Origin of the sequence: Mycobacterium lehmannii (genome assembly GCF_002245535.1) — a bacterium.
GTDB classification, from domain to species: domain Bacteria; phylum Actinomycetota; class Actinomycetes; order Mycobacteriales; family Mycobacteriaceae; genus Mycobacterium; species Mycobacterium lehmannii.
Genome location: NZ_NKCN01000019.1, coordinates 96457 through 116088, shown reverse-complemented (window position 1 = coordinate 116088; position 19632 = coordinate 96457). Strand labels below are relative to the sequence as shown.

At 66.9% G+C, this 19632-nt stretch carries 22 protein-coding genes, 1 tRNA gene and 1 riboswitch; of the genes, 15 read left to right on the top strand and 8 right to left on the bottom strand.

Features of this window, described 5'->3' with window-relative positions; genetic code table 11:
• Positions 1-81 precede the first annotated feature (81 nt).
• From CEX87_RS19950 to CEX87_RS19920, 7 genes are all read left to right on the top strand, one after another.
• The gene (locus CEX87_RS19950) at positions 82-876 is read left to right on the top strand and encodes a cutinase family protein (protein ID WP_142301115.1); all 795 of its coding nucleotides are present in this window, start codon (positions 82-84) and stop codon (positions 874-876) included.
• Between the two features lie 33 nt (positions 877-909).
• Positions 910-1290, top strand: coding sequence for a carboxymuconolactone decarboxylase family protein (locus CEX87_RS19945; protein ID WP_064395231.1), 381 nt, complete (start codon positions 910-912; stop codon positions 1288-1290).
• Between the two features lie 8 nt (positions 1291-1298).
• Positions 1299-2174 carry an NAD(P)-dependent oxidoreductase gene (locus CEX87_RS19940; RefSeq protein ID WP_064425081.1) on the top strand — a complete coding sequence of 292 codons (876 nt, stop codon included), beginning with the start codon at positions 1299-1301 and terminating at the stop codon, positions 2172-2174.
• A 30-nt stretch (positions 2175-2204) separates the two neighbouring features.
• Entirely contained in the window at positions 2205-2753 is a 549-nt protein-coding gene (locus tag CEX87_RS19935) for a hypothetical protein (RefSeq protein WP_064417876.1), read from the top strand.
• 121 nt (positions 2754-2874) lie between these two features.
• Positions 2875-4290 carry a PepSY-associated TM helix domain-containing protein gene (locus tag CEX87_RS19930; RefSeq protein ID WP_094288796.1) on the top strand — a complete coding sequence of 472 codons (1416 nt, stop codon included), beginning with the start codon at positions 2875-2877 and terminating at the stop codon, positions 4288-4290.
• The gene (locus tag CEX87_RS19925; protein WP_064417878.1) at positions 4283-4804 is read left to right on the top strand and encodes a copper chaperone PCu(A)C; all 522 of its coding nucleotides are present in this window, start codon (positions 4283-4285) and stop codon (positions 4802-4804) included. The genes CEX87_RS19930 and CEX87_RS19925 overlap by 8 nt, the downstream gene beginning before the upstream one ends.
• Positions 4797-6008, top strand: a complete 1212-nt coding sequence (locus CEX87_RS19920; protein ID WP_094288794.1) for a Dyp-type peroxidase — start codon at positions 4797-4799, stop codon at positions 6006-6008. Before CEX87_RS19925 ends, CEX87_RS19920 begins: the two co-directional genes overlap by 8 nt.
• Positions 6009-6016: 8 nt before the next feature.
• On the opposite strand, the gene CEX87_RS19915 is transcribed toward CEX87_RS19920, so the two are convergent.
• The 3 genes from CEX87_RS19915 to CEX87_RS19905 are packed head-to-tail and all read right to left on the bottom strand — an operon-like array spanning position 6017 to position 9481.
• On the bottom strand, positions 6017-6928 hold the full coding sequence (locus tag CEX87_RS19915) for an HpcH/HpaI aldolase/citrate lyase family protein (RefSeq protein WP_094288792.1): 912 nt from the start codon (positions 6926-6928) through the stop codon (positions 6017-6019).
• A 16-nt stretch (positions 6929-6944) separates the two neighbouring features.
• On the bottom strand, positions 6945-8129 hold the full coding sequence (locus tag CEX87_RS19910; protein WP_064417881.1) for a CaiB/BaiF CoA transferase family protein: 1185 nt from the start codon (positions 8127-8129) through the stop codon (positions 6945-6947).
• On the bottom strand, positions 8129-9481 hold the full coding sequence (locus CEX87_RS19905; protein ID WP_064395167.1) for an LLM class flavin-dependent oxidoreductase: 1353 nt from the start codon (positions 9479-9481) through the stop codon (positions 8129-8131). Before CEX87_RS19905 ends, CEX87_RS19910 begins: the two co-directional genes overlap by 1 nt.
• 68 nt (positions 9482-9549) lie before the next feature.
• Here CEX87_RS19905 and CEX87_RS19900 point away from each other — a divergent pair, with 68 nt between their 5' ends.
• Both CEX87_RS19900 and metE read left to right on the top strand, forming a co-directional pair.
• Positions 9550-10194, top strand: coding sequence for a GntR family transcriptional regulator (locus tag CEX87_RS19900; RefSeq protein WP_064395168.1), 645 nt, complete (start codon positions 9550-9552; stop codon positions 10192-10194).
• Positions 10195-10258: 64 nt separating this feature from the next.
• Positions 10259-10442: riboswitch (cobalamin riboswitch) on the top strand.
• A gap of 133 nt (positions 10443-10575) precedes the next feature.
• Entirely contained in the window at positions 10576-12837 is a 2262-nt protein-coding gene (metE, locus tag CEX87_RS19895) for a 5-methyltetrahydropteroyltriglutamate--homocysteine S-methyltransferase (protein WP_198957265.1), read from the top strand.
• A 29-nt stretch (positions 12838-12866) separates the two neighbouring features.
• On the opposite strand, the gene CEX87_RS19890 is transcribed toward metE, so the two are convergent.
• A complete protein-coding gene (locus CEX87_RS19890) occupies positions 12867-13283 on the bottom strand; it encodes a DUF5313 domain-containing protein (RefSeq protein WP_064395170.1) in 417 nt (138 codons plus the stop codon).
• A gap of 17 nt (positions 13284-13300) precedes the next feature.
• Complete coding sequence (locus CEX87_RS19885; protein ID WP_094288788.1) at positions 13301-13801, bottom strand: MarR family winged helix-turn-helix transcriptional regulator; 501 nt, start codon at positions 13799-13801, stop codon at positions 13301-13303.
• A gap of 91 nt (positions 13802-13892) precedes the next feature.
• On the opposite strand from CEX87_RS19885, the gene CEX87_RS27405 reads away from it, so the two are divergent.
• Positions 13893-14048 (top strand): hypothetical protein, encoded by a 156-nt coding sequence (locus CEX87_RS27405; RefSeq protein WP_165595971.1) that lies wholly within the window; start codon positions 13893-13895, stop codon positions 14046-14048.
• Here the strand turns inward: CEX87_RS27405 and CEX87_RS19880 are convergent, their stop codons facing one another.
• Both CEX87_RS19880 and CEX87_RS19875 read right to left on the bottom strand, forming a co-directional pair.
• Positions 14049-15209: a SpoIIE family protein phosphatase gene (locus CEX87_RS19880; RefSeq protein WP_094288786.1), complete on the bottom strand. Its 1161-nt coding sequence runs from the start codon at positions 15207-15209 to the stop codon at positions 14049-14051.
• Positions 15206-16006 (bottom strand): alpha/beta fold hydrolase, encoded by an 801-nt coding sequence (locus CEX87_RS19875; protein ID WP_094288784.1) that lies wholly within the window; start codon positions 16004-16006, stop codon positions 15206-15208. Before CEX87_RS19875 ends, CEX87_RS19880 begins: the two co-directional genes overlap by 4 nt.
• Before the next feature lie 149 nt (positions 16007-16155).
• On the opposite strand from CEX87_RS19875, the gene CEX87_RS19870 reads away from it, so the two are divergent.
• From CEX87_RS19870 to CEX87_RS19855, 4 genes are all read left to right on the top strand, one after another.
• Positions 16156-16941: a SigB/SigF/SigG family RNA polymerase sigma factor gene (locus CEX87_RS19870; protein ID WP_082693676.1), complete on the top strand. Its 786-nt coding sequence runs from the start codon at positions 16156-16158 to the stop codon at positions 16939-16941.
• A 123-nt stretch (positions 16942-17064) separates the two neighbouring features.
• Positions 17065-17137, top strand: a tRNA-Thr gene (locus CEX87_RS19865).
• Positions 17138-17170: 33 nt separating this feature from the next.
• Positions 17171-17578, top strand: a complete 408-nt coding sequence (locus tag CEX87_RS19860; RefSeq protein ID WP_082694940.1) for an HNH endonuclease — start codon at positions 17171-17173, stop codon at positions 17576-17578.
• A gap of 48 nt (positions 17579-17626) precedes the next feature.
• Entirely contained in the window at positions 17627-17953 is a 327-nt protein-coding gene (locus CEX87_RS19855) for a hypothetical protein (protein ID WP_064395175.1), read from the top strand.
• 2 nt (positions 17954-17955) lie between these two features.
• Here the strand turns inward: CEX87_RS19855 and CEX87_RS19850 are convergent, their stop codons facing one another.
• On the bottom strand, positions 17956-18777 hold the full coding sequence (locus tag CEX87_RS19850) for a hypothetical protein (RefSeq protein ID WP_094288782.1): 822 nt from the start codon (positions 18775-18777) through the stop codon (positions 17956-17958).
• A gap of 100 nt (positions 18778-18877) precedes the next feature.
• Between CEX87_RS19850 and CEX87_RS19845 the strand changes: the two genes are divergently transcribed.
• Complete coding sequence (locus tag CEX87_RS19845; protein WP_174522706.1) at positions 18878-19591, top strand: response regulator transcription factor; 714 nt, start codon at positions 18878-18880, stop codon at positions 19589-19591.
• Positions 19592-19632: the final 41 nt, after the last annotated feature.

Here is a 19632-nt window from a genome sequence, read left to right as displayed (position 1 = left end):
TGAGTTCGTGTCTGTCGTGTTCTTACGCGAGTAGGGCTGCAACTGACGTCGCGCCCTAGGCGTACGTCGGCAGCGACAGATGTGTATACGGCCCCGCCGCCCGCTTGCCCGGACGTGCAGGTGGTGTTCGCGCGCGGGACCGGCGAGCCGGTCGGTGTCGGCGGGGTCGGGCAGGCATTCGTCGACCAGCTGCGCGCCCAGGCCGGCCCACGGTCCATCGACGTCTATCCGGTCAACTACCTGGCCAGCGGCGACTTCGGCAACCGCATCCAGTTCGCACGCACGGTCGTCGACGGAATCCGCGATGCGGGACAGAAAGTCGAGTCGACGGCCGCGGCATGCCCCGACACCGACATCGTGCTCGGCGGATTCTCACAAGGTGCCGCGGTCGCCGGATATGTGACGTCCGCTGAGATCCCCGAGGAGATCCCCGCCGAGTACCGCGAGTTCATCCCCGAGCCGATGTCGGAGGAAGTCGGCGACCACGTTGCCGCTGTCGTGCTGTTCGGCAGGCCCTCGGATCAGTTCCTCACCGATGCCGGTGCGCCCGCGATCGTCATCGGACCGTCGTATCAGGACAAGACGTTGGACCTGTGTGCCGAGGGGGACACGATCTGCAACGGCGCTCCCATCGGTCTGCCGAGCTTCGCGCACAACTCCTACATCGTGAATGGGATGGCCGCCGAGGGTGCGGCCTACGCGGTGGCGCGTCTCGAGCCGGCTCCGGCACCCCCGCCGCCTCCGGCCCCAGCGCCGGCTCCTGCACCGTTGGCCGCGCCGCCACTGCCTCCGCCTCCGGCCCCCGCGCCGTTCGCGGCACCCGCACCCGCGCCCGCACCGCCGCCTCCGGCTCCGGCCCCCGCACCTGCCGGCTGAGCACGGCTCGTCGCGGTCTGCCACTCTCGAGTGGTGGACCAAGACGTGTACGACAAGGGCCGCGAGATCCGCACGGCGGTGCTCGGTGAGGCCTATGTGCAGAAGGCGGCAGACAGTGCCGACGATTTCACCGGGCCGTTCCAGGATTTGGTGACCGAGTACTGCTGGGGAGCGGTTTGGGGACGCGACGGCCTGTCCTACAAGACGCGCAGCATGCTCAACCTTGCGATGCTCGCGGCGTTGAACCGCCCCAACGAGCTTCGCACCCACGTCCGAGGCGCCCTGACCAACGGCGTAACCCCCGAAGAGATCCGCGAGATCTTCATGCAGGTCGCGGTCTACGCAGGTGTGCCCGCTGCGGTGGAGGCCTTCCGCACCGCGCGCGCCGCCTTCGACGACGCCGAACAGCGGTAGGGCACGGCATGGACATCGGATTCGTCGGACTCGGCAACATGGGCTTCCCGATGGCAGACCGCCTGCGGGCGGCCGGGCATCGGGTGGTCGTCTGCGACGCCCGCCCCGCGGTGGTCGACAGGGCGGTTGACGCCGGTGCCGAGCGGGCGGCCTCGGCGCGCGAGGTCGCCGACCGCGCGCCGACGATACTGGCGAGCCTGCCCAGCCCGCAGGCCTCGGAGTCCGTCGCCGCAGAGGTCGCCTGCGGGACCGTCGTCGAGCGTTTCGTCGACCTGTCGACGGTGGGAAGCCAAGCCGCGCAGCGCAACAGCGCGCTGTTGGCCGAGCGCGGGATCGCGGCGCTCGACAGTCCCGTCAGCGGCGGTGTGCACGGGGCCGAGGCGGGCACCCTGGCCATCATGGTGTCGGGGCCGCGGGCTCACTACCAGAGGTGCGCACCGCTGTTCGAAACCCTCGGACGGCCGACATTCGTCGGCGAGAAGCCCGGCGCTGCGCAGACGATGAAGCTCGTCAACAACGTCATCGCCGCGACGACACTGGCTGTCACCGCCGAGGCGATGGTGGCCGGTGTGAAGGCAGGACTCGACGCCCGGGTGATGATTGATGTCCTCAACGCCGGTTCCGGTGGCACTCACGCCAGTCGGGACAAATTCCCGCGGGCGGTGCTACCCCGCACGTTCGACTACGGCTTCGCGACGGGGTTGATGGTCAAGGACGTCCGGCTCTACCTCGACGAGGCCAGGGCGCTGGGCCTGCCGACCGAACTCGCCGACGCCGTTGGCCAGGTCTGGGAGGCGACGATGGCCAGCGAGGGGGCCGAATCGGACTTCACGGCGGTGGTGAAACCCATCGAAGCCGCCGCGGGTGTGGTGGTCGAGGGCTGACCCGGCGGCGCCGACGGTAGAGTTCTGCAGGTGAACACGCCGAAGTCGCGCGCACGTTGGGTGCGCGGGGGTCTGGTCGGCTCGTGTTCTGCCGTCTTGACCGCGACCGCGCATACGTTCGCCGGCGGTCAGCTTCCCGCGGGATCGGCGCTGATCGTCGCGATGCTCGTCTGCGCCACCGTGGGCGCCGTGGTCGCCCGACCCGCGCTCGACGGTCGTCACAGGCGGTTGCTCGGCGCCGTCGGCGCCCTGAGCCTCGCCCAACTCCTCGGCCACCTGTCCTTCGTCATCGCCGGTGGGCACGTGCACTCGGCCGCCGCCCTTGGCCTGACGCCCGCGATGACCGCGGCCCATATCGCGGCCGCCGTGATCCTGGGAACGGCGATCGCTGCCGTCGAATACCTCTACGTCGTCTGCGTATCGGTGTTGCAGTGGCTGCGGATCTTCGCCACGTCCGGACTGCGCCCGCGCGCGCGGCGGGTACACCGTGTCGTCAAAACCGTTGTCGCCGAGTCCGTCCTGTTGAGTTGCGGCCTCGGCATGCGTGCTCCGCCACTGAGGTTGGCAACGGCGGCTTAGCCCCCGCCGCGCACCGAGATCGGCCGCGACAGGCGTCGCGGCTTTCGACGTAACTCACCTCACCTCAATTTCCGGCTCGTCGAGCGTGCTCGCCGGGCCGCCGGCTGAAGGTCCGCCATTCATGACAACGACCCCCACCCTCGGCACGCCCGCGCGTCAGCGCCAGCGCGGCGTGCGTGCGCTGTTACTTCGATTGCATTTCTATGCCGGCGTTTTCGTCGGTCCGTTCATTCTGATCGCCGCTGTCACCGGCTTGTTGTACGCGGTCATTCCCCAGATCGACGACGCGGTCTACCGCGAGAAGGTCACCGTCGACAACGTCGGGGAGCACCGAATCCCCCTGGCCGAACAGCTGCGCGCCGTGCGTGCCGAATACCCCGAGGGAACGGTGGAGCAGATCGGCCCGCCCGTCGCGGCCGATGACACCACACGCGTCGTGCTCGCGGTGGACGACGTTCCCCCCGACTATGCGAGAACGGTATTCGTCGACCCGTACAGCGGTGAGATCAGTGGCGCGCTGACCACCTACGGCCAGTGGCTGCCGGTGCGCGCGTGGTTCGACGAGCTGCACCGCAACCTGCATCTCGGGGCCGTGGGCCGCAACTACAGCGAGCTTGCGGCGAGCTGGTTGTGGGTGATCGCGCTGGCGGGTCTGGCGCTGTGGTATCTGCACCGCCGCGACACCAAGAAGCTGCGTCGCATCGCGCTTCCCGACCGAGACAAGACAGACCGTCGCCGCACCCTGTCCTGGCATGGCGCGGTGGGGGTTTGGATCATCGTTGCGCTGCTCGGGCTGTCGGTCACCGGCATCACCTGGTCGCGCTACGGCGGTGAGACGGTCAATCTGCTGCAGGAAAGGCTGAACACCACAGCGCCGTTGGTGGACACCGCACTCATGCAGTCGACCGACACCGACGCGGGCCATGGGCATCACCACGGAGAGGCCGTCGTCGGCGGCGATGACGCCGCACTACACGGCGCGGACACCGCGTTGAGCGCGGCACGCGCCGCGGGCCTGTCCGGCCCGATGTGGATGTACCCTCCCCGCGGCGACGGCCAGGGTTGGGAAGTCGCGGAGAACAAGCGCGACTGGCCCACTCGGTACGACGCGGTCTCGGTGGACCCCGATTCCGGAGCGATCATCGACCGGGTCAATCAGGCCGAGTGGCCGCTTCTGGCCAAGCTCACCAACTGGGCGATCGACGCGCACATGGGGGTGTTGTTCGGGGTGGTGAACCAGATCGTGTTGGCGCTCACCGCGATTGGGCTGATCACGATCGTCGTCCGCGGTTACCTCATGTGGTGGCAACGCAGGCCGACAAAGGGTTCGGCGTGGGCGGCTGGTCGCCCGCCGCTGCGAGGCGTCCTGCATGGTCTGCACCCGGGGGTGATCACGTTGCTCGTGGTTGGTGCGGTCGCGGTGGGTTGGGCGTTGCCGCTGTTCGGCCTCAGCCTCGCCGCATTCGTGGTCGTCGACCTCATCGTCGGAGCGGTCAAGAAGCGGGGCGCCGAGCAGGAGGCGAAAGTCGATGTCTAACAGGATCTATCACGCGCTGGTACTTTTCATCACAGCGGCCGTCGTGGCGGCTTGCACGGCACATGGCCAACACGACGAAGGGCCGATGGCCTCGGAGGTGACGTTCGCCGACCAATGGGCCAGTGCGGCCGAGACCGGTATGGCCGCGGTGTTCGGCACGTTCACCAACGCCGGGCACCACGACGCGCGCATCGTCTCCGGGCGCTCGGACGCCGCCGGACGGGTCGAGGTGCACGAAGTGGCGGTCGACGCGGGCGCCAGGACGATGCGCGCCAAAGACGGGGGCCTGATGATCCCGGCCGGAGGCTCACACGCCCTGGTGCCAGGTGGTGACCACCTGATGCTGATGGACCTCAGACAGCCCCTGCTGCCCGGTTCCGAGGTGACGCTGACCGTCGAGTTCGAGGACGGGTCGACGCTGCCGGTCACCGCCCAGGTGCGTGACTTCGCCGGTGCCAACGAGGATTACCAACCGGCCACGGGCGGTTCCGCACCACACCATGACCATGGGTGACGGCGTGGCCGACGGTCGGTTCCACCTCAATCGGCGTCGTCTTCTCGCGGGCAGCGCCGTCGCGGTGGCGGCGGGGGCGACGCTGAGCCACAGCGGCATCGCCCAATCCGCGGTTCCTGCCGACGCCGTTGACCGGGCCGTCGAACCGTTTCACGGGGCGCATCAGGCCGGTGTCGCGACGTCCCCGCAGGCGCACGCGTTGTTCGTCGCACTCGACCTCGAACCGCAGCCGCATCGCGACCCGCGGGAGACGTTGGCAGCCGTGCTGAGGCTGTGGACGTCGGACGCCGAGCGCTTGACCCAAGGCACTCCCGCTCTGGCCGACACCGAACCCGAACTGGCGCAACGGCCGGCCAGGCTCACCGTCACCGTCGGTGTCGGGCCGAGCCTGTTCGACCGGATCGGGCTCGGGAATCGGCGCCCACGGGCGGTCGCCGATCCGCCGGCCTTCGCCACCGACCGGCTCGAACCGCAGTGGTGCGGCGGTGACCTCCTGCTGCAGATCTGTGCCGACGACCCGATCACCGTCGCTCACACCAGCCGAGTGCTGCTGAAGAACGTGCGCACCATGACCCGGCAGCGATGGCGGCAGAAGGGGTTTCGGCAAGCAGCGGGCTCGGGTGCGCACAGTATGCGAAATCTGATGGGCCAGGTCGACGGGACCGCCAACGTCGTCGATGAGGCGGGTTTCGATCGGCACGTCTGGGATTCCGGTGACGATCAGCCGTGGTTCGCCGGGGGTACGACGCTGGTGCTGCGCCGCATCCGCGCGGAGCTGGACACGTGGGACGAGCTCGACCGGACCAGCAAGGAACTCAGCGTCGGCCGTCGCCTCGACAGCGGCGCGCCGTTGACCGGGCGGCGGGAAGACGACGTCCCGGACTTCGACGCGGCCGAAGACGGCATACCGGTGATCCCGCCGAATGCGCATGTCGCGCTGGCCCGTCCGCACAGCGACGACGAACGGTTTCTGCGCAGGCCCTACAACTATGACGACGCGCCGCCCGCCGGGCGTATCACGGACAGCGGGCTCATCTTCGCTGCGTACCAACGTGATCCGGCCGTGCAGTTCACACCGGTGCAGCGGCGGCTCGCCGCGGCCGATGCGCTGAACGAGTGGATCACCACGATCGGGTCGGCGACGTTCGCGATCCTGCCGGGAGTCGAGTCGGGCGCCTACCTGGGCCAGACGCTGTTGTCCTAGGCGCCGGATCAGGATTTCGACGCGATCAACGCCGCACGGGCCAGCGTCTCTTCGGCCATCTTGACGTGCGCGGCGTCGACCAGCACACCTTCAACGCCCACCGCGCCGCGGCCGTTGTTCTCCGCTTCGCGGTATGCGGCGACGTTGCGTTCGGCCAGGGCGATCTGGTCGGGCGTCGGTGCGTACACGTCGTTGGCGATCGGCACCTGGTCGGGGTGAATGGCCCACTTGCCGGTGTAGCCCATCAGCGCCGACCGGCGCGCGTCGCGCTCGTATCCGGCGAGGTTGCCGAAGTCGGGGTAGGGCGAGTCGACCGCGTCGATGCCGGCGATGCGAGCGGCGACGATGACTTTGTTGCGGGCGTAGGCCCAGAAGTCGCCGACGTATTCGCCCAGCGGGTCGAAGTTGGTGTCCACCCGCGCGCCCTGCGACAGGGAGAAGTCACCGACCCCGAAGATGAGCGCGTCGAGACGGGAACTGGCCGTGGCGATGGCTTCGGCGTTGGCCAGGCCTTCGACCTCTTCGATCAGCACCTCCAGCCGAATCCGGTTGTCCAGACCCAGCTTCGACTCCAGCTGGGTCAGCAGCACGTCGACCCACCACACATCGCGGGCCGTACGCGCCTTCGGAATCACGACGGTGTCGAGGTTGCGGCCCGCATGGGTGACGACCTCGATCAGATCGTCGTGACACCACGGTGTGTCGAGGCCGTTGATGCGGATCGCACGTGCTGTACTGCCCCAGTCGATCTCGTTGAGCGCCGTGATCGCCTTGGCGCGTGACTGCACCTTGAAGGCGGGCGGTACCGCGTCCTCCAGATCGAGGAACACCAGGTCCGCACCGCACCCGGCGGCCTTGGCGAACATGTGGTCGTTACTTGCGGGCAGGGCGAGTTCGGAGCGCCGCAGCAGGTTGGTCATCGATTTTCTTTCGTGGTCAGAGCACGCCGTCGGCGCGCAGTTGTGCGATGTCGGGGACGGACATGTCGAGCAGTTCGCCGTAGACCTCGGCGTTGTGTTCGCCCAAGCGCGGCCCGAGGTGGGCGACTCGGCCCGTGGCCGACGAGAACCGCGGTACCGGCGCTTGCACGGTCATCGCCCCCAACTCCGCGTCGTCGACCGGAACGAACACCTCCCGATATCGAAGTTGTTCGTCGGCGATCAGGTCGGTGATGTCGTAGACGGGTGCGGCCGCCACCTCCTGGGCTTCGAACACCGCCATCGCCTCGGAAAGGGTTTTGGTGGCGACCCAGTCGGCGACCACCGCGTCGACTTCGCGGGCCCGGGCGAGGCGGCGTTGCGGATCCGAGAAGTCGGCGTCGGCGACCAGGTCGTCGCGACCGATGGCGCGGAAGACCCGCAGCGCCAACGCCGGTGAACTGCCCGACATCGCCAGCCACTTGCCGTCGGCGGTGCGGTAGGTGTTGCGCGGCGCGGAGATGTCCCACCGATTGCCGGCCCGTTCGGGCACCAACCCCAGCTGGTCGTAGCCGAGCAGCGTCTGTTCCAACAACCTGGCCAGCGGGTCGATCAGGTTGATGTCGATCAACTGTCCCGGCGCTCCGTGCACGTCGCGGTGGTAGAGCGCCATCATCACCGCGTACGCGGCGTTCAGAGACGCCACCCCGTCGGCGAGCATGAACGGCGGCAGCGTCGGCGGGCCGTCGGCCTCTCCGGTGATGTGGGCGAAACCGCTCATCGCCTCGCCGAGCGTGCCGAAGCCGGGGCGCTCGCTCTTCGGCCCGGTCAGCCCGTAGCCGGTGATGTGCAGCATCACGATCCGGTCGTTGACCGCGCGCAGGCTCTCGTAATCCAAGCCCCACTTCTGCAGGGTCTGCGGTCGGGTGTTGACGACGACGACGTCGGCCTGTTCGGCTAGGCGGCGGGCGATGGCCTGTCCGTCGGCGCAGCGCAGGTTCAAGGTGATGGATCTCTTGTTGCGCGACAGGGACTTCCACATGAGACCGACGCCGTTGCGCTGATGGCCCCAGGTGCGGATGGGGTCGCCGCATCTGGGGTCCTCGACCTTTATCACCTCGGCGCCGAACTCGCCGAGGTAGGTCGCCGCCAGTGGGGCCGCAGCCAGCGTCGCGAACTCGAGTACCCGCAGGCCGTCGAGCATCACGCCGGAACCCGGGCGGTTGGGCGCTGCAGCCCAAGGTGCCCACGCAGCGTCGAGGACTCGTACCGGGTGCGGAACAGGCCGCGGCGCTGCAACTGCGGAACGACCATGCGGACCACGTCTTCGAACGCGCCGGGTAAATGCGTTGCGGCCAGGACGAACCCGTCGCAGGCGTCACCGGTGAACCACTCGGCCATCTGGTCGGCGACCTGTTCACCGGTGCCGACGAATCGTGGTCCCTGCAGCAGAGTGGCGCGGTGGCCGGCGAGGTCGCGCACCGTGACGGTGTCGCCGCCGATGTGATTGCGCAGGTTCTGTACGAGTCCGCGGATTCCGGAGACCGATGCGATCATCTCGTCGGTCACCGGGTCGTCGAGGTCGTGTCGGGCGAAGTCGTAGTTCATCAGCTCCGACAGCAGGGTTAGCGAGGCCATCGGGTGCACCAGATCGTTGAGGAACATCGCCTCGCGCTCTTTGGCGTGCGACTCCGTCTCGCCGACGACCGCATAAGCCATCGGGCAGATGCGCACCGCGTCAGGGTCGCGCCCAGCGGCGGCGATGCGCGCTTTCTGATCGGCGTAGTGTTCACGCGCCACCTCAAGGCCGGGGTCGCCGGTGAAGATCAATTCGGCCCAGCGCGAGGCGAATTCGCGTCCGCGGCCCGACGAGCCGGCCTGGATGATGACGGGACGTCCCTGCGGTGTTTTAGGGACGGTCAGCGGTCCGCGCGCGCGGAAGTACTGGCCGACGTGACCCAGTTCGTGCACCTTCGCCGGATCCGCATATTGACCTGACGTCCGGTCGTGCAGCACCGCGTCGTCTTCCCACGTGTCCCACAAGCCGGTCACCACGTCCAGGAATTCGTCGGCGCGGTCGTACCGTTCGTCGTGGCCGAGGTGGCTGTCGACGCCGAAGTTCTGCGCCTCACTGTCGTTGACCGACGTCACCACGTTCCACGCGGCGCGGCCGCCCGACAGATGATCGAGCGTGGCGAACGTGCGCGCGACGTGGAACGGGGCGTAGTAGGTGGTCGAGTAGGTGGCGCCGAGCCCGATGTGCGACGTCGTATGGGCCAGCACGCCGAGCACGACACCAAGATCGAGCTTGACCGGGCGGGCGCCGTACCGCGCGGCCTCGGCCACCGACCCGCCGTAGATGCCCGGCATCGCGAGCCGATCGTCGAAGAACATCAGGTCGAAGCAGCCCTCTTCGAGTTGCCTGCCGATCTTGGCGTAGTAGCCGGCATCGAGGTAGCCGTGCTCGGTGGCGGGGTGACGCCACGATCCGGCGTACACCGAGGTGCTGCCGGCTTGCATGAAGGCGACGAGCGCCATGTGGTCGGTCCGGGTCATGGTCCGAAAGTTAACATTTGATATATCAGATTTCAAATGTGGGATGTTTTGCCTGCTAAAGTCGGAACATGACCCGGTCAGTCGACATCTCCGGCACGGTGCGTGAACGCGCCGCCCGGGAGTTGCGGGACCGCATCCTCACCGGAGCGCTGCCTCCTGGCACCCGCGTCGACCTCGACGCGATCACCGAGGAGTTCTCGACAAGCCGTACGCCCGTGCGGGAAGCGTTGCTCGAACTGTCCTTTGAGGGCTTGGTGAAAGTGGCGCCGCGCAGCGGCATCACAGTCATCGGAATCAGTCCGCGCGATGTGCAGGACAGCTTCACCATCCTCGGTGTGCTCACCGGGCAGGCGGCCGCGTGGGCGGCCGAGCGGGTGGCCGCCGACGAGCTCGCACAGCTGCGGCAGCTGGCCGCCGATGTCGTCACGCGGTCGGGGGACGACACGATCGGCGAAGCGAACTGGCTGTTCCACCAGGCCATCCACCGTGCCGCCCACTCACCACGGTTGCTGACGCAGATCCGGCAGGCCGCGCGGGTGGTGCCCACGAATTTCCTCACCGTATTCCCCGAACATGAGAAGCACTCGCTGTCCGAGCACGAGGAGCTACTGGATGCGCTCGAGCGTCGTGATGCCGACGCCGCGCGGGACATCGCCGAACGTCATGTGTTGGAGGCAGGCAGGTCCCTGGCCGAGTGGCTGGCCCGGCGGTAGGGGTAGGCTGGTCGCGCAGCTGGTTTGCGGGCGAACCGATCTCGGATTCGGGGGAGGGCCGTCGGCATCGAGTGCCGCAGCCGATTCGGGTGCGGTGCGAGAGGGAACCCGGTGAGAATCCGGGACTGTCCCGCAGCGGTATGCAGGAACGACCGCCGTCAACAGCACTGGCCCCACGGGCTGGGAAGCGACGGCCATTAGGTGCACGACCATGTGCGAGCCTGCGAGTCCGAAGACCTGCCAGATGTACCGGGCGCGCCGCGTCCGGTGGTTCATCGCCTCGCGGAATGGGCTGTGGCCGAAGCGGGTTGCTCATGGCGTGACCGCTCGGTACGACACCCTCCGGCGATGAACATCCGCCGTACCGATGAGGACGTCGTCATGACCGCAACACCGTTCTATGCCACCATCCTCGGTTCCCCGCGCATCGGCCCGAACCGTGAACTCAAACGAGCCGTCGAGAAGTACTGGGCCGGCACCGTCGGACGCGACGAACTCGAGTCCGTCGCCGCCGAACTGCGCCGCGACACCTGGGAGGCGCTCGTCGCCGCGGGGCTGGATTCCGTTCCGGTGAACACGTTCTCCTACTACGACCAGGTGCTCGACACCGCCGCCATGGTGGGTGCGTTGCCCCCGCGAGTCGCGGACGTGTCCGATGAACTGGACCGCTATTTCGCTGCCGCGCGCGGCAACGACGACATCGCTCCCCTGGAGATGACGAAGTGGTTCGACACCAACTACCACTACATCGTGCCCGAACTCGCTCCGGACACGCATTTCGCGCTGAACCCGGCCAAGATCCTCGGTGAAATCGAAGAAGCTCGCGCACAGGGCATTCCGGCCCGCCCTGTCGTCATCGGGCCGATCACTTTCCTTGCCTTGAGCAAGGCGGTGCACAGCGCGGGCCCCCCGATCGACCGGCTCGCCGACTTGACCGTGGTATACGGGGAGCTGCTGGCACTTCTCGCTGAGCGGGGCGTGGAGTGGGTGCAGATCGACGAACCCGTTCTGGTGACCGACTTTGTCGACACCGCAGCCGAACTCGCGGAGCGCACCTACGCACAGCTCGGTCGGCTGACGAATCGGCCGGCGATCTTGGTGGCCACCTACTTCGGCGAGCTCTCGGATGCCTTGCCCGCGCTGGCGCGAACGCCGGTCGAAGCGATCGGTGTCGACCTCGTCGCGGGCGGGGTGTCCGCGGTCGCCGCGGTGCCCGAACTGGCCGACAAACTCCTCGTCGCCGGCGTCGTGGACGGTCGCAACATCTGGCGCACCGACCTGGAATCGGCTCTCGGCACCCTGACTACACTGCGGGGGTCGGCGCAGCACGTCGCGGTTTCGACGTCGTGCTCGACGCTGCACGTTCCGTACACGCTCGATGCGGAGCCCTCTATCGACGGCGCCTTGCGCAGCTGGTTGGCCTTCGGCTTCGAGAAAGTGACCGAGGTCGTGGCGCTCGCCAGCGGCTTGAAGGGCGGACGCGAGGCGATCGACGGTGAGATCGCGGCGTCCAACGCGGCCATCGCGTCGCGGCGCGCCGATCCCCGGTTGAACAACGACGATGTGCGAGAGCGGATCTCGGCCATCACCGCCTCCGGCGCCGAACGCGGTCCCGCCGACCGGCGCCGCGCAGCGCAGCAGGCGCGGCTGAACCTGCCCGTCCTGCCCACGACGACCATCGGGTCGTACCCGCAGACATCGGCGATCCGCCTGGCCCGAGCGGACCTGCGCGCGGGCAAGATCGACGCCGCCGAATACAAGCGCCGGATGCAGGCCGAGATCGCCGCCGTAATCCGGTTGCAAGAGGAGATCGGCCTGGACGTGCTGGTGCACGGCGAGCCCGAGCGCAACGACATGGTGCAGTACTTCGCCGAGCAGCTCGACGGATTCTTCGCCACACAGAGCGGCTGGGTGCAGTCCTACGGCAGCCGGTGCGTTCGCCCGCCGATCCTGTACGGCGACGTCAGCCGACCCGACCCGATGACGGTCGAATGGATCACCTATGCGCAGTCACTGACTGACAAGCCGGTCAAGGGCATGCTGACCGGGCCCGTGACGATCCTGGCGTGGTCGTTCGTGCGCGACGACCAGCCGTTGGCCCAGACGGCGGCCCAAGTGGCGCTGGCGATTCGCGAGGAGACCATCGATCTGCAGAAGGCGGGTATCGCGATCATCCAGGTCGACGAGCCCGCGCTTCGCGAACTGCTGCCTCTGCGCTCCAAGGACAAGGATGCCTATCTGCGCTGGGCGGTCGACGCATTCCGGTTGTCGACATCGGGTGTCGATGACTCGACACAGATCCACACGCACCTGTGCTACTCGGAGTTCGGCGAGGTGATCGGCGCAATCGCCGATCTCGATGCCGATGTGACGTCCCTCGAGGCGGCGCGTTCGCACATGGAGGTGCTCGGCGACCTCAACGCGGCCGGGTTCGCCAACAGCGTCGGCCCCGGCGTGTACGACATCCACTCGCCGCGGGTACCCGCCGTCGGCGAGATGGCTTCTTCGTTGCGAGAAGCGTTGAACTCCGTTCCTGCCGAGCGTCTTTGGGTGAACCCGGACTGCGGTCTGAAGACGCGCAGGACCGACGAGGTAACCGCCTCGTTGCGCAACCTGGTCGCCGCGGCGAACGAGGTTCGGTGACTGCACGCGCAGCCGACGACTCCGCGTGGCTAGAAGGGGCTGCTGTTCTGCTGCCAGCGAGCCTCTTCGGGGCGTGGGCCGAAGCGGCGGATGTAGTCCTCGTGCATCCGCGCATCCTTCTTGCGCTTGATCTCGTCGACCAGGTTCTGGTCCAGTCCGTGCTGGGCCAGGCGGTGCCGACGCCAGATCTTGTTGAGCGCGAGCGCCATGAGGATCGCCCAAATGTAGATCGGCGCAGTCATTTCCAGGTGTACGTACAGCGATGCCGGAAGCAACCAGAACGGGGCCAGCACGAACAGAGGTGGAATCGCCATCCGGATCATGTGGCGGCGCAGCGCGCCAGGACCGGCCAGGTCGCGCGCCACCCACTCGCGCATGGAGTCCGGAAGCCGGCGTCCATACGAATAGGTGATGTATTGGACGATGTTGGGGCGGGCGGCAGGCACGAATCCTCCTTGAGTGGTCAGTTGTCGAGTGCGCCCGCGGCGAGGGCGGCGGTGTTCACACGGTTCAAGACGTTGCGAAGCGTTTCGAGTTCGTCGAGGTCCACACCCAGGCGCTCGACGACGGCAGGCGGTATCTGGAGCGCACGGCGCCGTAACCGCACACCTTCCTTGGTGAGCCGCACGTCCGTGGCCCGTTCGTCGACGGCGCTGCGTGCCCTGGTGATGAAGCCGAGCGACTCGAGGCGTTTGAGCATCGGGGACAGTGTCGCCGAGTCGAGTTGCAAAGCGCTCGCGATGTCCTTGACCGACAGTGGTTTTGTGGGCGGCTCTGCGGCCTCTGAGGTCTTGTAGTGGTCCCACAGCGCCAGCATGACGAGGTACTGGGGGTGGGTGAGGCCGAGCGGTTCGAGCAGGGGGCGGTATATCGCCCGCACGGCTCGGTTCGTGACCGCTAGCGCGAAGCAGACTTGCTGCTCGAGTGCGAGCGGGTCGACCCGCGCCGGAGTTGATGTGGACACAACTCCATCGTGGCCAAATAGTTAGTGTCCTAGCAATGTACTTCTGGTCACACGGGGTTTTGTCCGGGGGCGGGCGGTCGATCCTTGTCGGATGTCAACGCCGAATGACCCGCCCGCTACTCCGATGGACGCCACCAAGGCGACCGAGGAACAACGTGCACTGCAGGACGACCTGGACCACCGCGACGACGATCCGGAGGCCCCGGGTGGACATCAGGACCGCCACGACGTCGCCGACGAGACCTGACTAGGCGTTCGCCGGCACCCCTAGCGCGAGCACCGCGGCGTCGTCCTTGACTCCGGGCCCGAAGCTGGTGAGCAGGTCCTTCAACGCGTTGACGATGGTGTCGGCGGTGGCGGGTGCGCGGGCGTCGACGAACGCGAGCAGGGCACCCTCGTCGTCGTAGCGCTGATGGCCGATTCCGGTGCTCGCCTCGGTCAGACCGTCGGTGTAGAGCACCAAGGTGTCCCCGGGCACCAAGTGAAATCTGTGAGCGACGAACCGCGCGTCATCGGTGATCCCGGCGGCATGGCCACCGACGGTGTCGGCGTAATAGGCCGATCCGTCGGCGCTGAGAAGCAGCGGCGGGGGATGACCGCCGCTGGCCAGGGACACGTCGAAACCGTCGCCGCGCATGGTGAGGCTTCCGTCGATCACCGTGCACAGCCGATTGCCGCCGATCTCGACGTCCTGCATCAGCACCGAATTGAGTACGTGAAGCGCCTTCACCGGATCGTGGTCGGCGACCGCGGCCGAGCGAAGCACGTACCGTGCCAGGCCGGCGACCACCGCGGCGTCGACGCCCTTTCCCGCGACGTCGCCGAGGAAGAAACCCCACGTGGAGCGTGACAGCGGAAACAGGTCATAGAAGTCGCCGCCGACGTCGTCGTCCGACGCGGTGTGGTAGTACGCGGCGGCGTCCAGTCCCGGCGGCGGTGCGAGAAGCGGCGGAAGCAGTGAGCGGCGCAGGGTTTCGGCGAACGCCTGCACCCGGCTGCGCTCGGTCTCGGCGCGCTCACGCTGCGCCAGCAGCTCCCGCTCGTACGATCGCCGGTCCTTGGCGTCGACCGCGCTGACGCGCAACAGCTCTGGATGTCCTTCGGCGTCGTAGGCCATGTTGGCGGTGAGGAATATCGGTAGCCGCGTGCCGTCGGCGGTCAGGAAATCCAGCGTCACGCCATCGAGTTTTCCGCTCATCCGCAGGATCGCCCGGAAATGGGTGTCGTAGTGCAAGCGCCCGCCGACGGTCAACAGGTCTGTGATCAGCTTGCCGTGCAGGTGTTTTCGCTCATAGCCGAGCCAGCTGGCCAGGGTCGCGTTGGCTCGGATGATGCGGCCGTTGGGATGGGCGATCGCGTTGCCGGTGGGCGCGTTCTCCCAGTGATCGTCGAGATCCAACCCGGTCATGCCGGTAGGGCGAACTCGGCGATCGCTTGGGCCGTGGCGTCCGGATCGCTGACGTGGGGGCAATGGCCGGTCGCATCGAGCGTGACCAGCTGGCTGCCGGAAATATGTTGGTGCACATAGGCTCCGACGGATGCCGGTGCGATCGCGTCCTCGGAGCACTCCAGGATCAGCGTGGGTACCGAGACCCGCGGCAGGTCGGCGCGGTTGTCGGACAGGAATGTGGCGCGGGCGAACACCCGCGCGCAGTCGGGATCGGTTCGGCAGAACGACGCCTCGAGTTCCTCGGCGAGCTCCGGCCGGTCGGAATTACCCATGATCACCGGGGCCATGGCACGCGACCAGCCAAGGTAATTCAGTTCCAGGGACTCCAGAAGTTCGTCGATGTCAGCCCTCGAGAACCCGCCGAGGTAGCCGTCGTCGTCGATGTAGCGAGGCGACGGAGTGACCATGACGAGTTTGGCGATCCGGTCGGGCTCGGTGATGACCGCGAGGACACCGATGATCGCCGCCACCGAGTGGCCGACGAACACCACGTCGCGCAGATCAAGGTCGCGCAGAATCTCGACGACGTCGTCGGCGTAGCCGTCCAGCGACGAGTACTTGGTGTCGTCCCACGCCTTGGGGTCCGAGGCCCCGGAGCCGACGTGGTCCATCAACACAATGCGAAAGTCCGACTGCAGCCGGTCGACGATGAGCCGCCACAGGTTTTGGTCACACCCGAAACCGTGGGCTAGGAACAGCGTCGGACCGCTCTGGTTTCCAACGATCTTGATGTTATTCCGGGTCCAAACGTCCATGACCAGCAGCTTAAAAGCCACCGCCGATCGACTGTGCCTCCCGCCCGGGCTGTCAGGGCGTTTGGGCTGGTCATTACGAGGGTATACGTGCTCGATCAGGTTCAGATCCGCGAGCCCGCATTGCAATTCTTCGAGGGACGGACGTACGCGTGGCTGGACCAAATTCCGATTATTCCGATGTGACGGAAATGTTCCGTCACCTCAAAACACTGGATGAGGGGTCGGGTGCCTACCACCGGCAACGCGATCTGATCTGTGAGCGCTGCCTGCCGCTTGCCGATCACATCGCACGTCGTTACCGCAACCGCGGTGAGTCACACGAAGATCTTGTGCAGGCAGCGCGTGTCGGGCTGGTCAATGCGCTCAATCGATTCGACGTCGACAACGGAACAGAATTCCTGTCGTTCGCCGTACCGACGATGATGGGCGAGGTCCGTCGGCACTTCCGTGACCACGCGTGGGCGGTGAAGGTCCCGCGCACCGTCAAAGACCTCCAGATGCGGGTGAACAAGGCCACCGCGAAGCTGGCGCAGGGCCTGGGGCGCGCACCGACCGCGAGCGAAATCGCCGAGGATCTCGGCGTCGATCGCGAACAGGTGGTGCAAGCGGTGATCGCCGGGTCGAACTATTCGACGTTGTCGACCGACATACCGGCGATGCGCGATGACGATTCGGCGTCCATCGGGGACAGTTTCGGCGGTGACGACGCCGGCTTCGACAAGGTACTCGACGTCGAGACCGTGCGGCCGTTGATCGCGGCCCTACCGAGCCGCGAACGCGACGTGCTGACGCTGCGCTTCTTTGAGGACATGACGCAGAGTCAGATCGCCGCGCAGATCGGCTGTTCGCAGATGCATGTGTCGCGCCTGCTCGCAAAGGCGTTGGAAACGTTGAGAAGTCAGGTCAAAGCATCTTTCCTCGCCGCTGCGAGCTGATGCGCTTAGGTCTGTAATGATACGTATATCGGCATGGAGTGGGTGCACTACTAACCGCTGGCGCGGGCGTCCCGCGGATCGCATGATTATGCCGTCGTAGAATGGCCGAGGCTCACCGAGTCGGCCGCGTTAGCTCAGTTGGTAGAGCATCGCCCTTGTAAGGCGAATGTCGAGAGTTCGAGTCTCTCACGCGGCTCCGTTTGTCGGCCGACCTGCTTAGGGTCGCTCTATGTTGAAGGCCTGTCTCGGGTGCGGCCGCGAGTTGGTTGGCCGTAAACAGAAAGTCTTCTGCTCCAGTGCATGTCAGCAGTCACATCGCCGGCGGGTACTTCTGAATGCTTGGCTTGAGTCCGGCGTCTGCGGCCGCACTTCCTACCAGGGCAACTTTGTTCGGGACTACCTGCTTGAACAGCAGGCCAGCCGTTGCGCAATCTGTGGCATCACGGCTGAGTGGAATGGCTCAACGCTCGCACTGATAATCGACCACATAAATGGCGACGCGACCGACAACCGCCGTGAAAACCTGCGGCTGGTTTGTCCAAACTGCGACAGTCAACTGCCTACTTATAAGGCAAGGAATCGCGGTAGCGGCCGCCACTACCGGCGACAGCGATACGCCGACGGCCAGTCGTATTGACGGGTGCCCGAGTTTATCGGGTCACCCGTTCGGGGAACTCCGCTCCCCGTGACTGTCAAGGACGATCTGCTCAGCGACTTCCCGCACGTGTATCCCACACTCGAGCGGCCCGAGGTCGAACGGCTACTCACGCTGCTCGACAAGAGCGCGAGCACTGAAGGCGGCCTCGGGCTCAGCATCGCCACCGCCATCAAGCCGCTGGTTCCTGAGCTTGCCGCGCGCATCGAGTCCTACAAGCAAACCGATGTCGACGACTATGTGCGGATGCTGCGGGGTGCCACCGTGCTGCTGCTGCAGCGTTGGCAGCCCGAAGACCAGCCCCCGACTCCGGAGAGCGTGTCAGTGGCGATCGAGGCGGTCGAAGCCGACGCGTGAGCTCACTCCCCGACGTCGATGATGCGTTGAGAGGTCACCGTCCTCGACGTCGAACGGGCGCGCGGCCGGCGACCGGGCAACGGGATCCGGTCCGCGATATTGCTCAGCGGGTTCACGACCTGGCTCAACGTCACGACGGCATCGTGGAGGGCGTCGATCGTTGGCGCCAGCGCCTCTAGACCGGGCGCCAACCGGTTCAGCGTGTCCGCGACGTCGGCCAGCTTGAGCAGGGGACCGTCGGGATCGGTGAGCGTGTCCAACAGGCCGTCCTCGGCCAGTAAGCGGTCGGCCACGCCGTCCTCGCGTAGCACCCGCTCCACGAGGCCATCGTTGGCCAGTAGCTGATCGGCCAGCCCGCCCGGGGCGATCACCCGCGACAGTGCGCCGTCGTCGGTGGTCATGCGGTCCACCAGGCCGCCTTCGGCCATCAGCTGGTCCACCAGCCCGCCGGGAGCCACCGCCCGGGCGACCGCACCGTTCTCCGCGGTCACGCGATCCAGCAGGCCACCCTCGATGGTCAGCTGGTCGACCAGTCCGCCCGGTCGCAGCAGCCGGTCCAGGGGTCCGTTGGGTGCCAGCGCCCGGCCCAGCGGGGCGTCGTCGTCCATCAGACGTGCCAGTCGGTTCGCCCGCTCGACCGCGTCGTTCAGGCCGAGTATTGTGGCGAACGACGCCGATCCGGGCCCACCCTCGACGGCGTCGCCGAGCGTGCGCTGCGCCATGCTCACCGCCCCGGTCGCCATGGCCAGGCCCGCGTCGGCGACGGCCAGGGCGGCTCGCGCCGGTGCGGTCGCGATATCGGTCAGCGCTTTGCCGAAGTTCATCACCTCAGTCTATGGACGGCGCAAGATGAAGACTCACAGGAAGTACACAGCCTGCTGGCAGGAACATCACCGGCGACAGACGGACAGTGAATAGGTGGCCATGCCTGCACTACCCGAGAACACACCGGAGGCCAAGGTCCTCGTCGTCGACGACGAGGCCAACATCGTCGAACTCCTGTCCGTCAGCCTGAAGTTCCAGGGGTTCGAGGTCTACACCGCCTCCAACGGACCCGCCGCGCTGGACAAGGCGCGTGAGGTACGCCCGGACGCCGTCATCCTTGACGTGATGATGCCCGGGATGGACGGTTTCGGGCTGCTGCGACGACTGCGCGCCGACGGTATCGACGCCCCGGCGCTGTTCCTCACCGCCCGCGATTCGCTCCAGGACAAGATCGCCGGTCTCACCCTCGGCGGCGACGACTACGTGACCAAACCGTTCAGCCTCGAAGAGGTGGTGGCCCGGTTGCGGGTGATCCTGCGCCGCTCCGGCCGTGGTGTCGAGGAGCCTCGCAACTCGCGGTTGTCCTTCTCCGACATCGAACTCGACGAGGACACCCATGAGGTGTGGAAGGCGGGGGAGCCGGTGTCGTTGTCGCCGACGGAGTTCACGCTGCTGCGGTACTTCATCATCAACGCGGGGACGGTGCTGTCCAAGCCCAAGATCCTCGACCACGTCTGGCGCTACGACTTCGGCGGTGACGTCAACGTCGTCGAGTCCTACGTGTCCTATCTGCGGCGAAAAGTCGACACGGGCGAAAAGCGCCTGTTGCACACGTTGCGCGGCGTGGGGTACGTGCTCCGCGAGCCACGGTGATGAGCGCTTGCGCGAAGAACAGACAACCGTGATGAGCGGAA